This is a genomic window from Methanococcoides orientis, assembly GCF_021184045.1.
Classification (GTDB): Archaea; Halobacteriota; Methanosarcinia; order Methanosarcinales; family Methanosarcinaceae; genus Methanococcoides; species Methanococcoides orientis.
Genome location: NZ_CP073710.1, coordinates 412,481 through 428,582, shown reverse-complemented (window position 1 = coordinate 428,582; position 16,102 = coordinate 412,481). Strand labels below are relative to the sequence as shown.

19 protein-coding genes are annotated in these 16,102 nt (G+C 40.0%); 7 read left to right on the top strand and 12 right to left on the bottom strand.

What is annotated here, in order from left to right:
* Positions 1-780, bottom strand: coding sequence for a hypothetical protein (locus tag J7W08_RS02310; protein ID WP_233085047.1), 780 nt, complete (start codon positions 778-780; stop codon positions 1-3).
* Positions 781-986: 206 nt separating this feature from the next.
* Between J7W08_RS02310 and J7W08_RS02305 the strand changes: the two genes are divergently transcribed.
* Positions 987-1,184, top strand: coding sequence for a hypothetical protein (locus J7W08_RS02305; protein WP_233085046.1), 198 nt, complete (start codon positions 987-989; stop codon positions 1,182-1,184).
* Between the two features lie 22 nt (positions 1,185-1,206).
* Here J7W08_RS02305 and J7W08_RS02300 read toward each other — a convergent pair whose 3' ends face one another.
* Positions 1,207-1,887, bottom strand: coding sequence for a molybdopterin-dependent oxidoreductase (locus J7W08_RS02300; RefSeq protein ID WP_233085045.1), 681 nt, complete (start codon positions 1,885-1,887; stop codon positions 1,207-1,209).
* A gap of 118 nt (positions 1,888-2,005) precedes the next feature.
* Between J7W08_RS02300 and J7W08_RS02295 the strand changes: the two genes are divergently transcribed.
* From J7W08_RS02295 to J7W08_RS02285, 3 genes are all read left to right on the top strand, one after another.
* A complete protein-coding gene (locus J7W08_RS02295; RefSeq protein ID WP_233085044.1) occupies positions 2,006-2,626 on the top strand; it encodes a class I SAM-dependent methyltransferase in 621 nt (206 codons plus the stop codon).
* A gap of 116 nt (positions 2,627-2,742) precedes the next feature.
* Positions 2,743-3,060, top strand: coding sequence for a helix-turn-helix domain-containing protein (locus J7W08_RS02290; RefSeq protein WP_233085043.1), 318 nt, complete (start codon positions 2,743-2,745; stop codon positions 3,058-3,060).
* A gap of 304 nt (positions 3,061-3,364) precedes the next feature.
* A complete protein-coding gene (locus tag J7W08_RS02285; protein ID WP_233085042.1) occupies positions 3,365-4,462 on the top strand; it encodes a sensor histidine kinase in 1,098 nt (365 codons plus the stop codon).
* A gap of 220 nt (positions 4,463-4,682) precedes the next feature.
* On the opposite strand, the gene J7W08_RS02280 is transcribed toward J7W08_RS02285, so the two are convergent.
* The 8 genes from J7W08_RS02280 to J7W08_RS02245 form a co-directional block, all read right to left on the bottom strand.
* Positions 4,683-5,387 carry an LrgB family protein gene (locus J7W08_RS02280; protein ID WP_233085041.1) on the bottom strand — a complete coding sequence of 235 codons (705 nt, stop codon included), beginning with the start codon at positions 5,385-5,387 and terminating at the stop codon, positions 4,683-4,685.
* Entirely contained in the window at positions 5,380-5,736 is a 357-nt protein-coding gene (locus J7W08_RS02275; RefSeq protein WP_233085040.1) for a CidA/LrgA family protein, read from the bottom strand. The genes J7W08_RS02280 and J7W08_RS02275 overlap by 8 nt, the downstream gene beginning before the upstream one ends.
* A 125-nt stretch (positions 5,737-5,861) precedes the next feature.
* Positions 5,862-7,274, bottom strand: coding sequence for a DEAD/DEAH box helicase (locus tag J7W08_RS02270; protein WP_233085039.1), 1,413 nt, complete (start codon positions 7,272-7,274; stop codon positions 5,862-5,864).
* 392 nt (positions 7,275-7,666) lie between these two features.
* The gene (locus J7W08_RS02265; protein ID WP_048194214.1) at positions 7,667-7,858 is read right to left on the bottom strand and encodes a TRAM domain-containing RNA chaperone; all 192 of its coding nucleotides are present in this window, start codon (positions 7,856-7,858) and stop codon (positions 7,667-7,669) included.
* A gap of 276 nt (positions 7,859-8,134) precedes the next feature.
* The gene (locus J7W08_RS02260) at positions 8,135-8,830 is read right to left on the bottom strand and encodes an ABC transporter ATP-binding protein (RefSeq protein ID WP_233085038.1); all 696 of its coding nucleotides are present in this window, start codon (positions 8,828-8,830) and stop codon (positions 8,135-8,137) included.
* Between the two features lies 1 nt (position 8,831).
* A complete protein-coding gene (locus tag J7W08_RS02255; RefSeq protein WP_233085037.1) occupies positions 8,832-10,043 on the bottom strand; it encodes an ABC transporter permease in 1,212 nt (403 codons plus the stop codon).
* A 12-nt stretch (positions 10,044-10,055) separates the two neighbouring features.
* Positions 10,056-11,288, bottom strand: coding sequence for a COG1361 S-layer family protein (locus tag J7W08_RS02250; RefSeq protein ID WP_233085036.1), 1,233 nt, complete (start codon positions 11,286-11,288; stop codon positions 10,056-10,058).
* Entirely contained in the window at positions 11,285-11,776 is a 492-nt protein-coding gene (locus tag J7W08_RS02245; protein WP_233085035.1) for a GbsR/MarR family transcriptional regulator, read from the bottom strand. Before J7W08_RS02245 ends, J7W08_RS02250 begins: the two co-directional genes overlap by 4 nt.
* Before the next feature lie 129 nt (positions 11,777-11,905).
* On the opposite strand from J7W08_RS02245, the gene J7W08_RS02240 reads away from it, so the two are divergent.
* Positions 11,906-13,015: a DUF7544 domain-containing protein gene (locus J7W08_RS02240; protein ID WP_233085034.1), complete on the top strand. Its 1,110-nt coding sequence runs from the start codon at positions 11,906-11,908 to the stop codon at positions 13,013-13,015.
* 168 nt (positions 13,016-13,183) lie between these two features.
* Here the strand turns inward: J7W08_RS02240 and J7W08_RS02235 are convergent, their stop codons facing one another.
* Together J7W08_RS02235 and J7W08_RS02230 are read right to left on the bottom strand one after the other, a co-directional pair.
* Positions 13,184-13,591 carry a DUF6864 domain-containing function gene (locus J7W08_RS02235; protein WP_233085033.1) on the bottom strand — a complete coding sequence of 136 codons (408 nt, stop codon included), beginning with the start codon at positions 13,589-13,591 and terminating at the stop codon, positions 13,184-13,186.
* Positions 13,592-14,137: 546 nt separating this feature from the next.
* Complete coding sequence (locus J7W08_RS02230) at positions 14,138-14,893, bottom strand: potassium channel family protein (protein WP_233085032.1); 756 nt, start codon at positions 14,891-14,893, stop codon at positions 14,138-14,140.
* 355 nt (positions 14,894-15,248) lie between these two features.
* On the opposite strand from J7W08_RS02230, the gene J7W08_RS02225 reads away from it, so the two are divergent.
* Both J7W08_RS02225 and J7W08_RS02220 read left to right on the top strand, forming a co-directional pair.
* Positions 15,249-15,488: a hypothetical protein gene (locus J7W08_RS02225; RefSeq protein ID WP_233085031.1), complete on the top strand. Its 240-nt coding sequence runs from the start codon at positions 15,249-15,251 to the stop codon at positions 15,486-15,488.
* Between the two features lie 149 nt (positions 15,489-15,637).
* Entirely contained in the window at positions 15,638-15,994 is a 357-nt protein-coding gene (locus tag J7W08_RS02220; protein WP_233085030.1) for a hypothetical protein, read from the top strand.
* The last annotated feature ends 108 nt before the right edge of the window (positions 15,995-16,102 follow it).

The following is a 16,102-nucleotide window of genomic DNA, read 5'->3' as shown; positions in this document are numbered from 1 at the left end:
TCATATCGTCTCCAGAAGTTTATCCAGAGTAAATGATTCACCGAAATGGATAGCTCTGCCATCATCCGTTAGTGTAAATTTCCCCTGTGAAACACCAGTGACCACAAAGTGCTCAGGACCATGATCCATAGTACGAGGCCATGTGTCATTTATCAGGTAAAGGAATACTTTTTCCCCAGGAGTAAAAGAAGGCTCATCTTCAACATCAATAAAGATGACATCTTTTTCACCACCAAGTGTCCTTATTATGACCTCCTTTTCAGCTAGTGGGTTTTTGAGGTACTCGTCCACAGTTATCACCACATCCGTATAGATATCATACCACTCCATTTCATAGGTATCATCGGTCGGCCTCTCCCCATCCTCGGTATTCCATTCGCTTGGCAGGACCTCTTTTACCGTGCCAATAATAATAACATCAGACATACTACTCATCTCTTCAGGAGATACGTATTCGAGACTACCACTGACACTAAGCGTAACTTTATCACCGTTAGCACTTGTCTTATCGCTCGTTGGCTCTGTTGCTGATCCAGTGATTTGGTCGACCTCTGTGCTAGTGCTGACATTAAGAGGACCATCACCTGACGCCTCTACTGTAGACACTGTTTCAATGTTTTCAGCATGGACCTCATCAGACCCTTCGACCAGAGGATCAGTTCCAGTTTTAGCCTCATTCTGTTTTGCGATCTCGAGTCCTGCTGATGCCAAGATCATTACACATACCAGCAGCACTCCAAAAATTATCAGGTATTTCTCCTGCGCCCCCAACTTTGCCATGTTAAAAGAACCCCATATCAACTTCGAAACAATTTAAAAATATTACTATAAATAATATAAAATTATGGTTCATTCACATTTCATTCATTATCCATAAACTCAGCTGATCAGCCATAAAGCAAAACAACCAGCAAGTTGATCAGAATGTGCTGTGCAGAAAATGTTAAGATACAGGAAAACAAAAATGAAAGTGTGAGGGATTATAAATGGAAAACAGGAATATCTTCTGGATCTTTGGAATCTTGCAGAGCATGACATTAGGAGCAATAATCTTCCTGATCTTCAGATCACTGAACACGATCAGCGAGGTCGAAGTGATCGGAGCGGATACTCAGATCCTGTTAAGCGCTTTATTCCCACTGTTCTTGCTGATCGTGGAATATACGATCTACTCAAAGGACTAAAAGGAAAAAGCGTAGAGGAGTTTCAGCCAAACCGAGGTCCTCCCACATCAGCATTATTATTGTAGCCCCTGGATTCCCAGTACCCTTCATAAGGTTCATCCGTGACCTCGATGCTGGTTATCCATTTTCCCCATTTGTAGCCGTACTTGCCTTCTGCCACAAGCTGGAATGGGAAACCCCGGTCCTCCGGAAGTGTCACATCATTGAGTTTATAGCCAAGTATGATGTTGTTTTCAACAAGATAATCCAGATCATGAGCCGTGGAATAGCCATCTTCTGAATAGAATATCACAGTGCTAGCCCCTTCCTGCACACCTACTTCATCAAGAAGTGTCTTTACTGGAACACCAGTCCATTTTGCAGTAAAACCCCAGCCTTCGACACAATCAAGGATCACTACTTTCGAAACGTTCGGGTATGAAGTGACCTGACCATAGGTAAAAGATTCAGGAGTGTCAACCATACCATCGATCCTTAGAAGGTATGTGTCCTCATTTATCCGCTGAGTTCCTTTTATTGCGTTGTTCCTCTGTTCATTAATAGGAGTCAGCTCCACTCCCTGATATTCAAGGGTTTCCACTTCATCCCCATAGATACCATCACTTCCATCGCCTTCAGTATCCGAATCTGAAGAAACACAGCCAGATGAACTTATTATCACAGATACAAGAATTACCAGAATTGTAGTCGATATCCACTTCATATTCTAACCCTCCCTAAATAGGATTGTTTCTGATTAATAAAATATCTTTGTGAGATGTATGAAGAAGCTTTAAGAAACTAAATATACCATACGAACAAAATTTACATGGGGAATCAGGGTGACAGAAACAAAAGAAGTACTTCATCGGTATAACCGTTACTCGCATGTCTATGATATTTTTGAGATCATAATGGAAGAGATCGCCTTTAAAAAGTGGAGACCAGAAGTATTTTCAAAGGTTGAAGGAAGGTGTCTTGAGGTCGGGTTTGGAACCGGCAAGAACTTCAGCCACTATCCAAAAGACAAAGATGTGCAAATGGTAGCCATCGACCTCTCCCCGGGAATGGCAGCAAAATCAAAAAAGAGAACAACAGGAGTTGATGTGGACATGATATTAATGGATGCACAGCATCTTGCTTTCAAGGACAACGTGTTCGATTCTGTTGTGACGACCTTTGTCCTTTGCTCGATCCCTGACCCGGTAAAAGGTGTAGAAGAATTCGTGAGAGTTTGCAAACCTGATGGAAAGATCATAAACATGGAGCATGTTCGTACCAGGAACCGCCTGATAGCTTTTATGCAGGACCTTATGAATCCGATAACCAACGGATTTTTCGGCTTTAATATGAACCGGGACACAAGGACCAATATAGAAAAAGGCGGAACAACGGTCATAGAGGACAAGCATATGACCATTACGGACATATTCAGGCTTTTCGTCAGCAAACCAAATAAGTAACTAAAAAAGCAACTCATAAGCAATAGATGTAAACAGAGCGAAAACGATAGTGTTATAAATGATTAATCATTATAGATATTTTCGCTCAACTAAAGAACTGAAGAGGTGAAAAGTAAATGGAAGACGATTACGATGAACTTGATGATTTTATAATGCAGAAACCTTCAGAAGGAGAAAGAGTAAAGAAAGAGCACGAAATGCTTGACAAAGCCGCATCCCACCCCGTAAGAAGGAAAATGGTCGGTGCCATAGGAGTTTTCGGGAAACCGGAAGAAGAGCTCAAGGCCGAAGTCGGCGTTGACGACAATGCATTCAAGTATCACATGGATTTCCTGAAAAATGCCAATATCGTTACGATAAAAGAAGACATATACAGGCTTACTGATGCCGGCGTTGACCTGCTGGCAGCAACCGAACACCACAGAGAATCCTGAAAAAGCGGTTGATGAAAGGAGGATGGTGTGGCATCCTTCTTTTTTTGTTAATTATTTTTCTATACCACATGATTGCTAAAGAAGCACTTTGGAGTTGCTGCTAACTATTGTTGTGATTTGCTTCAGAAAAAAGAGATTTATTGTCCAGATAAACAGCATTTGTATTTTATAAAAGTGTGAAATATTTTAAAATTGGGGATTCGGAAAGAGGATTTCCATAGAGTCCAAGTTAGGAAATCTATATATTTGCTGCCAGAGATACTTTGCTAGAAATTTATTTTCTTTTTATGAGCTGGTGGAATAAATGGAGAAATTATTTGAAACCATATTCAATTCCGTAAACGATGGAATTCTTATCTACGACCTTAAAGGACATTTTTTGGAAGTAAACCAGATAACTTGTGATGATCTGGGATATCAAAAGGATGAATTGTTGCAAATGACGGGAATGGACATAATACCCCCAGAACTTGGAGAAAAATTCATTGGACAAATATTTGAAAAAATGAATCAAGGTGGTGGAATTATTGAAACTATGGGACAATGCAAAGACGGTTCATTGATACCAATTGAATTCAGTATTCGACCAATTGAATACAAAGGAAATCCCGCTATTTTAGCCGTTGTCAGAAATATAACCGAACGCAAGAAAGCAGAAGAAGCAATGCTCAATTCCAAACTTGCTGCGGAAGCTGCTAACCAGGCTAAATCAGAATTTCTCACAAATATGAGCCATGAACTGAGAACCCCCCTCAATTCGATCATCGGATTCTCAGATATACTTTGTAGTGAGAGCTTTGGTTCCTTAAATGAAACTCAGAAACACTACATATATAATGTTAATAAAAGTGGTAAGCATCTTTTGGAACTGATCAATGATATGCTGGACCTATCAAAGATCGAAGCTGGCAAGATGGAGCTATTTCCTGAAGAATTTGTTGTCCTTGATACCATCAATGGAATAAAAACAACAATGATGCCTCTTGCAAAAAAGAAAGAGATTGATCTTAAGTGCAGCAGCAATATAGAAGATTCCATAATAGTTGCAGATGTATTGAAATTCAAGCAGATCATCTATAACCTCGTGAGTAACGCTATTAAATTCACAAATAAGGGAGGATCTGTGACGATCGGATTAGACAGATCTGATGAGCAAATCTCTATTTTTGTAGAAGACAACGGATTAGGGATCTCACAAAATGATCAAAAGAAACTCTTCGATCCATTTATCCAGGTGGATTCATCACTCTCAAAGGAATACAGTGGCACAGGCCTTGGCCTCGTTCTTACAAAATATTTTGTCGAGATGCATGGTGGTGATGTTTGGGTAGATAGTGAAGTTGGAAAAGGAAGTACCTTCGGGTTTAGTATACCAACAAATTTAGAAATTAAACCCAATTGATCATTCTCTTTTTCTACCTCGATCTAAAAACCTGCAATACCAGTTACAAAGTTTTAGTGGCTACCATGATCATACCTAAGATAAGTCATATGATGTCGTAGACAATCGAACCATTATTATCGATTCAATACTGAAGTCAGAGTTCATACTATGTTCATATAAGCTAGATTAATCCAAGAAAGCAACGTCAATTATTTTACTTGAAAATTACTAATTTGCCTTACAGAAGGATCTTAGCCAGTATCGGAGCAAGGAACACAGTCACCAATCCGGCAATGCCAATAGCAAGCCCACTCATGGCACCTTCGGCCTCTCCCATCTCAACGGCCTTGGTCGTACCGAGGGCATGGGAAGAAGTTCCTATGGCAATTCCAATCGCTACCTTGTCTTCTATTCTGAATAACTTGCAGATCATGGGACCCAGCAGAATACCTGCTATTCCTGTGAAAATAATACATGCAACAGTTATGGATGGTAAACCTCCAAGCTGATTCGATATCTCTATCCCAATTGGAGTTGTGACAGATTTAGGAATCATAGAGATGCTTAGTAGATGATCAAGTCCGAACATCTTGCACATGACGATGATGCTCACAATGCCTGCTGTCGATCCTATAATGATCCCTGCGAGTATTGGAATGATATTCTCCTTAAAAATGCTGATTTTCTTATATAGAGGCACAGCCAGGATGACCGTAGCAGGGCCAAGGAAGAAAGATATGAACTGCCCTCCCCTGTTATAATCATCAAAGGTGATATGGAAGCTTAGTAGAAAGGCCATTATCACCAGCATGCTCAGCACAAGTGGGTTTAGCAAAGGAGAGCCTGTCTTTTTATAGAGCAGACTGCCTGCATAGAATGTTAAGAGGGATATACCGATACCAAAGATCGGAGATCCAACCAGAGAAGAAATTATTTCACTCAAATGATCGCCTCCTTTTCATTAATATCTGTACCGTTATGCCGGTCACTACTACAATGATAATGGTCGAGACCACGGATATGAACAACAGGGCAATCCATTTTCCTTCAAGTATGGAGAAACACGTTATCAATCCCACAGCCGCTGGTATGAAAAAAAATGAAAGATGCTTCAGCAGGAAGTTGCTTACATCTTCTATCATAGATAGTTTGAGGACACCAGATAGTAAAAGAGCCAGTAATAACAACATTCCCAACACACTTCCGGGGATAGGAAGATTAAGGAAATCATGGATGAGATCACCCATAAAGCATATAGAAAGAATTATTGCGAACTGAATGATACGCTTCATTAAGATCACTTTTATTTATTAGGTAAGGAGAAGCCTTTGGTATAAGCGGGTGTAAAGTAGGTAGTAGATAATAGTAGTATCGGTCCATGAATTGATTCATGGACCTGATCAAAGAAAATGCTCAGTTACTTCTGGTTTCTGGGCTTACCGGAGTTTCGACCAGAGCCCTTATTTGGGTTTTGACCAGACTTTTTCTTTGTCTGATTCCTACCCTGGCCCCTATTGGTATTTTCTGATCGCCCATTTTTACCTTCTACTTTTTTAGGCTTGCTATCTCCCTTTTTAGCTTTAGCTTTGCCTTCTCCCTTTTTACCCCTGCCTCTGCCTTTAGTTCCGGTGCTTCCCTTTCGCCCCCTCTGTTGTTTTGGAGCTGGCTTTGCTGCATCACCTGTGGCATTTTTCGCCTTTTCTGAATGATAATTGTGTTCAGCGACCTCGATATCCATATTAGTGAGTTTTTCGATATCACGCAAGAAGTCTCGCTCATCAGCTGCACAGAAAGAGTATGCTGTTCCATCAGCTCCTGCTCTTGCTGTACGTCCTATGCGGTGCACGTAGCTCTCAGGGATATTCGGCAGGTCATAGTTTATTACATGTGATATGTCCTCGATATCGATCCCACGAGCAGCTATGTCTGTTGCAACCAGTACACGCAGTTGTCCGGACTTGAAGCTCTGAAGTGTTTTTGTACGGTGGGTCTGGGACTTGTTGCCGTGAATAGCACCTGCAGGGACATTGTTCTTGTTGAGCATCTCAGTGACCTTGTTAGCACGATGCTTTGTACGTGTGAATATGAGAACACACTCCAGATGCTTGCCTCTTAGTAATTGTAGCAGTAATTCGTTCTTGTCCTCAGAATCCACGAAAAAGATGAACTGGTCTATGCGTTCAACAGTTGTTGCCTGAGGGGTGACCTCTACATGTGCAGGATTCGTTAGTAGTTTTCTGGCAAGCGTGGATATCTCCGGGGACATGGTAGCTGAAAAGAAAAGCGACTGACGCTTTTGTGGCAACATTCCAACAACTTTGTATACATCATTGAGAAAGCCCATGTCAAGCATCCTGTCCGCTTCATCAAGTACAAAATATTCCACATTAGCAAGGTTGACATGACCCTGCTGTACCAGGTCCAGGAGTCTGCCAGGAGTTGCCACAAGGGAATCCACACCCTTTGAGAGAGCTCTTACCTGTGGTGTCTGACCAACACCTCCGAATATCACAGTATGTTTGAAGCGGGTGAATTTGCCATAAGTGGCAAAGCTATCCCCTATCTGTGCTGCAAGCTCCCTGGTAGGTGCAAGCACAAGCACTCGAGGGAATCTCGGACGTGGTGCCTTGTAGGATGCAGACATATTGTGAAGAATTGGTAATATGAATGCAGCTGTCTTGCCCGTACCTGTCTGAGCAATACCTATCATATCCCTGCCATTCAACAGATGGGGTATGGATAGTTTCTGTATAGGAGTAGGTGTAGTATATCCTTCCTCGGACAATGCCCGCTGAAGCGGGAATATTAAATTTAGATTATCAAATGACACGTTATACCTCGGGTTAAAGTTAAAACTCGTTGGAAATTGATCTGACTCATCTTATATGATAAGAAAAGATCATGCTGATTTATGGGTAAACCCTCACAGTTAATTGCGCACAGTAAAGGCCTATGAATTTAATGATAATATTATTGAACACTTTTAATAATATCTAACAGGAATCACAAAGCAGATCCTATAGGTCCGATCATTAAAAGTTACCATATGTATACTTATATCTCCCTCATGAGTAAATGATCGATCACTTTTTGCTTGTTGATTCTGATAAGTAAATGTTTAACAGGACAAGATGCCCAGATAAAAATAATAAAAATGTAAGAAAAATAAGAATGGAAGATCAAAAACTTGATCTTCCAAACATGTTTAATTAATTAAAGTAATTAAACGAGTTCGCCGAATGCGAATTTTCTCATTACTTTGGTAACCTTGATTGTTACTTCATCGCCAACTTTTGTGCTTGGGACAAAGATTACAAAACCGCTTACTCTAGCGATTCCATCGCCTTCTCTTGCGGTATCTTCAATTGTTACGTCGTATGTTTCGCCAGCTTCTACTGGAGCAGTTGATTCCATGTTGTTGAACAAATATTTCACTTCCTTTAAAGTGCTTAAAAAGATAATAAACAGACTCTAGTAAACATACGAAAAAATAGTAAATACAGTTAAGGAAATACCATCTAGACCTATAATTTATTAAATTAGTTTTTGCCTCTAAAAGCACTCTTACCAAGTAATGATGTTATATAAGCCTTTTCGTACAGAGTACACATATCTTGCTTGCTTGTTAGAAATACATCTATCGAATCCTTAAACTTTTATGAAATTAAAGGCAGGTGTCTGAAGTTATTTTCAGTCACTACCGCTTTCTTCAGTCAGCTCGTCACTGACCAGCTTCCCGTCTTCAAGAGTGATAACCCTGTCAACATACTCAACATGCCATGGCTCATGTGTTACCATTACAATTGTCTGACCATAATTATCATTCAGATCCTTGAACACTTCCAGAACCTGTTTTGAGTTTCTTGTGTCCAGATTTGCACACGGCTCGTCAGCAAACATGATGTCTGGTTTCTTTGCAATGGCCCTTGCAATGGCCACCCTTTGCTTTTCTCCGCCGGACAGTTCATCAGGGATCCTGTCGTGTTTGTCCTTCAGCCCGACCTTGTCCAGTGCTTCAAGAGCAGTTTCATAGGATTCCTTTTTGGACTTACCTTCCATCATAGAAAGAACATAGACATTCTCTGCAGCCGTCATTTCATTGATGAGCGCATAGTCCTGGAACACATAACCTACCTGCGTCAGTCTGTAATAACTTCGTTCTGCTTCAGGAAGCTTGGAAACCTCCAATCCCCTGATGGTATATTCACCATCAGTTGCATCATCCAGTAGTGCCAGTATCCTTAGGACCGTCGTCTTTCCACTACCGGAGGCACCCATTATCGCTACGAACTGACCTTTCTTTATCTCGAAAGAAACACCATCCAGAGCCTTGACAGTAGTCACCCCTGATCCATAGTACCTTTTGAGATCCTTCACAACGATCATATCATCTACCCCATATAGCTTTGAGTATGCTCTCTTTTGATACACTCCATGCAGGAAGTGTGCCAGCTATCACAGATATTATTAGCATGGAAAGCATGCTCCGGATCACCAGTATAGGATCTATCACAGGTCTTATTTCCATGGTCTCATAGAATGACACAGGATTTGCCTGGAAGTAAAGCATAAGTGAGAGGTATAGGACCAATCCCGCTAGTATCCCTAAAGAAACATAGAACATGCTAAGGAAAGCATAAGACAGTACTATCGATCTTGGAGTAATGCCTATTGCTTTTAATATGCCGATCTCTTTTTTCCTGTTAAGTATGTTGATGTAGATTATGATCAGAATCAATGCTGCCCCTACGATCAAACCCACAAACTTTGACATTATGTCCAGAGCACCAAGACTTTGTAATGCTTGTCTTATGATGGTCTCGGATTTATCAGCCCACGTGAAAACCTGCTCGTTCACTCCGGCGTCCCTTATCTTGTACTTCACCTGATCTTCACTCCCCGGTTGATCAACCCTTACAACCACACTGGTAGCTTCTCCCCCTTCCAGACCATATACATCTTCGATCTCTTTGTAATGGACCAATGCATTAAGGTCAACAAGTTCAAATGTTCCTTCCATGATACCCTTGACCTTATAGGTCCTTTTCACACCGTTACTGTATGTTACTTCAACAAGTGATCCAACTCTGGCTTCACCCAGATCATCATATATATCTCCAAAGATTGTACTTGTGCCTGCGATTGCAGCACCAATGATGATCTCACCCTGGGAAAGCTCCCCCAGAAAATCTCCTTCAATGATACTATAGGGGTATTGTGATATCTCATACTCCTCTGTGGGAACTAAACCCGTTATCGTCACCCCCACAACGTTTTGTTTATGCTCAATGGATGCTCCAACATCCAGTCTTTTTGTTGCAGCCCTTACTCCTTCCACAGCCCGCGCCTTCTGCAAAACGCTATCTGCATCATTAATGTATGCATTGTCGCCCGATGGTTCAATTACAATGTCCCCGTAAGGATAGTCCTGCATTATACCAGTAAATAGAACCATCATTCCCCCTATCATTGATGGGAGGAACACTAAGTTCATAAAAATGAGCGAGAGAACAAAAACTATGAACATAAGTGTTTTTTTGTTCCCTCTTTTTACAGTACTTGCTGCAATGAGAGCTCCCACCCTTATATCGTCCATCATATTGAAGACCTCTTATTCTTCATCTTCTTTTTTGCCAGCAGAATTATTACTACCTTCCATTAACTGCTTGATAATCTCATCCTTTGACCTTTTTGTCCTGTAATTATAGTAGACCAATCCTCCAATAACTGCCAGAACGAGCAGAACGAGCACAGCTGACCCTATCCCGCTATTGCTTTCCATTACGATGATGCTGATCTTCGTTTCAACCTGCTCTTCACCAAAATCATCGATATAGGTTATGGTAACAGGGATCTCGTATTCCCCTGCCTCATCAGCTATGAAAGTGATAACTGCAGGGCCATCCTCATTAGGATCAAGGGTTCCGATAAAGGATTCTTTTAAACCCATGAATGGATGGTCGGCATAGACCCTTATCGAATTTATTTTCCGGTCACCGGAATTCTCGATCCTCATAGTCAGCTCGACAGTGTCATCAACATAAGGTATAACAGGATCGACCTTTACAGATGCAAGGTTAAGGCTTCCTTTTTTGTCAAGTATGGTTATTGTAATGTCATATTCATCGCTTTGCTTTCCGAAATCATCCTCATATTTAATGATTACAGGGATGTTAAATTCCCCGGCACGGTCTGCCTTGAACTTGAACAATGCAGTTTGACTGCCATTCAGGTCAAGGGTTCCGATCGTAGAGTTCTTGATCCCTTTAAAACCATGATCAACGCTAACGGAGACGGATTTTGCAATAGCTTCTCCGAAGTTCTCGATACCCAGTGTCAGATCGACAGTCTCCCCTTCATAGATATATTCAGGATTAGTAGTGATCGATGAGATCCTTGGTTCTGCATCCTCACCTGTCACTCTGACATCAACTTCATAATATTTTGTGGTTTCAAGTTCTTTATTTGCATATGTCAGTTTCATCTTGATAATGTGAGGGCCGGGATTTGCACCAGGAGTTGTCCTCATGTGGTATACCAGGTGCCTTTCACTTGTAGGATATGAGAATTCAGCAATTCTGGTGACCAGAGATTCTGTGACGATGATATCCGGAGGAATACTGATGATTTCAAAGGTAATGTCTTCAGGGGCTTTGGAACCACAGCTCTCAAGATCAATAGCAAGGGTGAATTCTTCATCAATGCCTACCGAACTGGGAATTAATTCCTTTATCTCTGCGTTTACGCATATCTCCCCGCCGGTAAATTCAGCTGCAGCCACTCCTGTTAAAACAATAGCAAGAACGAACAGGAACAAACATAAAGGTCTTACTTTCGGATTCATCTTTTATTCACCTCAGCCCTGATAATTTCTGTATATTCGATCAATTTCTTGAAGATCAATTCCAGTGCAACCATCTGCTGGTAATAGTTCTCGATGATGTTGAGCATCTCTTCAGAGTCCTCAGCTTCACTATCCCTGCACCTTTCTATCATTGAAGGGAGAGTCTGGAGCGCAGGAACCACCATGCATTCATTCTTGGACCGAATCGCATTGATGCTCAGTGTCAGCATATCCCGCTGGATCGAGAAATACAGTTTCTTGGAACCGGAACGCTTTGACTTCTCCACCAATTTTACTCCGGTAAGCAGTTTCATTGCCGCGCTAACCGCTGAAAAACTATACCCGGAATTTTTAGAAAGGTCATCAAGAGTAAGTGGCTCCGGTGCGGAATAAAGTGCTGCAAGTAACTTAGAAGATAGCTCATCAAGTCCATAGGACTTCATGCTCTGGTATACAAGATTCTGAAATTCTTTCTTTGCAGTTTCCATTTCAATACCTTATTTTTGCTATTTCCAGTAATTAATAGATATTGTGAATGTGGGATATATATGTTACGATAATAAAAGATTAGACATTACATCATAAACTACTTATGCCATCTTGCGATATATAGCCATATGGACTGGTTTGTAGTCGAAGCTGTGGATAAAGCAGTATCCAGAACAAAGAAATGCCTGTTTGAACCCTTTGATTTCTGGAAATGGATGAAACTTGCGATCATCATTATGCTTATCGGCGGAAGCGGAGGTGGTGGCAGTAATAGCTACTCATCCAATAATTACAACCTTCAGGATTCAGGTCCGTTCGAAGGATTCGCCGACTCGTTCGGAGGACTGAGCGACCAGATCCCCACCAGTGCCCCGGAACTGGGATTGATAATCGCAATAATACTACTCATATTTGCCCTGATCCTGTTCTTCTCATACGTCTCAAGCGTGATGGAATTCGTATTCGTTGACTCCCTTGTGAGCAACGAAGTAAAATTCTGGGAATACTCCCGCAAGTACCTGAGAAAAGGCCTGGGACTATTCGCATTCAGGCTATTGGCAGGCATTCTTCTGCTTGCCATCATTGTGGCCATGGCCCTTCCAATTGTACTGCCATTGATAGCCTCTTCAGGCCAGAACTTAGAAGAGACCATAATAGTTGCCATTATTTCCGCAATCTTCCTGCTGATCGGCATAATTCTGGTGGTAGCAATAATCGGAGGCATCATCAGTTCATTTGTTAATCTCTCAATCCCTGTTGCCATTTACACCGAGACCGGCATCTTCCGCGCATTTGTCAACGTCTTTGGACAGTTCAGGAAAGACTGGAAGCAAATAATCGGCTATTGGTTTGGAAGAATTATTCTCGGAATTGCCGTTGCGATCATAATAGGCATACTTATGCTGATAGTGATGATCGCAGTTGGTCTCTTCCTTCTGCTTGCAGATCTGTTGTTATACTTTATCCTTTCAACAGTCCTGCCCGGATCAGATCTCGCCATATGGATTTTCCTCGCACCGATAATCCTGATCGAGCTGGTCTCCCTCATATTTCTGCTTGCATTTATCGCTCTGCCTGGAAGGGTATTCATGAAGTATCACATGATAACGTTCCTGCAACAATGGTATCCTGAAATGGAGATACCTGTGTTTGATGTGGAGCAGATCGATGAGAAAGAAGCAAGAGAAGAAAAAGAAGAAGAGGATACAGCCATAGAAGATCGATCAGAGGACATATAACAGAAGTTACTGAGATCAATGCTTGAGTATCACAGAAACAGCATATGAATATATGCCCACATGTCACACAAATAGCTGCGGCTTGCAAGGGATGCTCCTGCCATCCCCTGCAATTGCATATTAACTCATAAATTCAGAGTAAATTTGTCCACCGACCAATTCATTTTATCACTCAACTATCCATTCATTGAAGCCTTCTGTATGCACTTTGTCCAGGGAGTCTTCCTGTGAACAATAGAATGTATAGTGAACTGTTTTATCGCTATCCAAATAAGAATATATCCTGTAATTCATAAATATAGTACGCCCACCAATAGTTGCAAAATGGATCGGCTTTACGTTCCCGGAACCCAGAGGATCCTTGAAGTTAACAAATGTTAATTCAATGGTCCTGGAACCTATAACTCTTGGCCTGACAAATGATTTGCCTTCTCCATCTTCATCATGAAAGATCATGATAACCTTGCATCTGCCCGAACCTCCCATCGTTATCTCGATCGGATTCTTGTCAAAAGAAATAACCGTACCGGATGATATTACTCTAACAGGACCTGATTCAATAGCAATGCTCTGCATAATTTACCCTCACCTATGATTTCTTATTAAATAATCCATCAAACATTGATGACTATTTTCCACAACATATAAATTATAATTTTACAAGATATATTTTTTGCGCTTCAAACTAGGAGGTTATTGGAAGATATTGATTGCAGATCAGATTTGTCAAAACAGTGGGCATTATCAAATATTTTGCAAAAGTGGATTTTCATTTATAGGAGTTACATAACACCAAAGGAAACCATGAAGAAGAGATTTATGAAAAGAGGAGGTAATGCATCCTTCTTTTTTTGCTATGATTTTTTTGCTATGATTTTTTTGCTATGATTTTTTTGCTATGATTTTTTTGTATTATTTTTTTGGAAAAATGTGATTTGTACCTTTCACAAGATGACCAGTTACATGTATGATGAGATTACGATTGATAAGTTCGGTAAGTTACCAAAGAAGCATCTTGGAGTTGCTGCGAGGTATTATTGTGATCGGATTCAGAAGATGAAGATAGAGTTGTATATGTAACATCCGAATAGGTAGCATCTGTATTTCGTGGAAGCTTGAAAATTATTTATCTGATATTTTCCTATCAAGTTCATCTATTTTATCAGACAACTCATTTATTTTTTCCATAAGCATGCCATTACTTTCATTCTCAAGATCATTTTCTACAAAATATGCAGCTACATTTGCTGTCAGTACTGAAACAAATCCAATCCCAACAATCATAACAAAAAATGCTAAAAACTTACCAGCTAAAGTTTCGGGATATAAATCACCATAACCTACGGTTGTTACAGTTGTAAGTGACCACCATACACCTTCTGAAAACTTCAGATTTTCGATGCGACTAAAAAGTGTTCCAGACAAAACAATTAAAACTAAAGAATAAGCTGTGACATACTGCATAGAATTTTTTTGAAATATTTGATATATTGGACTTATCCCTCTCTTTATTGCGATAATGACTCTAAAACTCCTTAAAGCTCGAAAAATACGCAATGATCTCAAAGATCTAAGTGAAGAGAAACCTTCTGGTACAACAATTGGTGGAGTAAGTATTAACAACAACAGCATGAACCAATTACTTTTTGCATACTCCACCTTCATTGAGTGAAGGCTAAATAACAATACAAATTCTGCAAGAAAAATAAACCATATTGCATCATCTAACAATTGTGCTGTCAGAACTATTTGAGGAGTTGTCCGTACGATTTCTAACTCTATAAGAACAAGAGGCAATACAAAAATAGCAATGATGATCATTGGAGTTTCTAACTTGCTTTCAATCTTGTTTGCCAATGTATCATTTTTTAAAGCCATCAAACTCCCGAACTGTACAAAAGTATTTAAAAGTAATGTTTTTTATTGCTAATCTATTCGAAATATGAAGATTGAACTAGACATGTAACATCCGAATAGGTAGCATCTGTATTTCCCGGAAGCTTGAGGTTCGAATATATTCCTCGCCATATAATCTTCCAAGGAGATAGATATTTCAAAAAAGAAACACAACAGGAGTATTCTTCAAAAGCTTTAAATGTAGAATTGCTATTTTTGTGCACAAGAATCGAAAATATACAGATGGTTCTATTGCTATCAGTAAAAAACCGAAAAAAATACAATGAAGTTAAGATAGTGATGTGAATAAAACAGTTGAATTACAGGAATGAATACGATGTTAGATTGGATACGTGAATTATTAGGGATTTCGGATAAGGGTGAAATTGACAAAACCATTGAGGGTCTGTCAAAACATCTTAAAGCAATTGATGATAATCCGGAAGCAGCAAAGGAACTTTTTGGTGACTCTGCGTTTATTAGATCATACTTAAAAAGCAGCATACAAATATCCCAAACAATCAAAGATATTGAAGACATCGAGGCAAGAAGGGATAAAGGGATTCGTTATTGGTGAGATAGGCACCATTTGCACTTTATGAAAGCTTAAGTTCCAGACTATTTTAAAATAAATAGAATAAAACGAATTAGTATATAATTATTCGAATACTCAAATAAATATATATGCACATAAACCTACATGTTCTCAGAAAGGGATGGAAATTTATGAGAGAACAGAAAATAGAGATTGTGAACTTTGGAATTGACAATGAAAAGTTTGAAGAAGCGGTAGAGGCTTATCAAAAATTTCAAAGTGAAGAAGGTGTTTCCTGCCATGGTGGAAAGTATTCCCCCGAAGGAAAACTTTTTGTGGAGCCAGTTACGGAATATATCGAGTATTGCCATCTTGGCGGAGAAGCTCCCATACCCTACGATCAAGAGATAACTTTTGGTGTAACATTCTTTATAACCTCTTACCATGATAAGATTTTTTTCTTTGATAATTTCGAGGATGCAAAGGCCTTTTGGAATGTTTTAGATGCGGTTGATGGCTATTTACCATCTGCTGTAGTAGGAATGTGAAATCTAAAAGAATGCTTCAACTCCGATCATGAGAACTTTACACTTTCTGTGAGGAGTGTCGTGCCTCAGAAGAACCTCAAGAACATAAATATAAATTAATAATAAAAT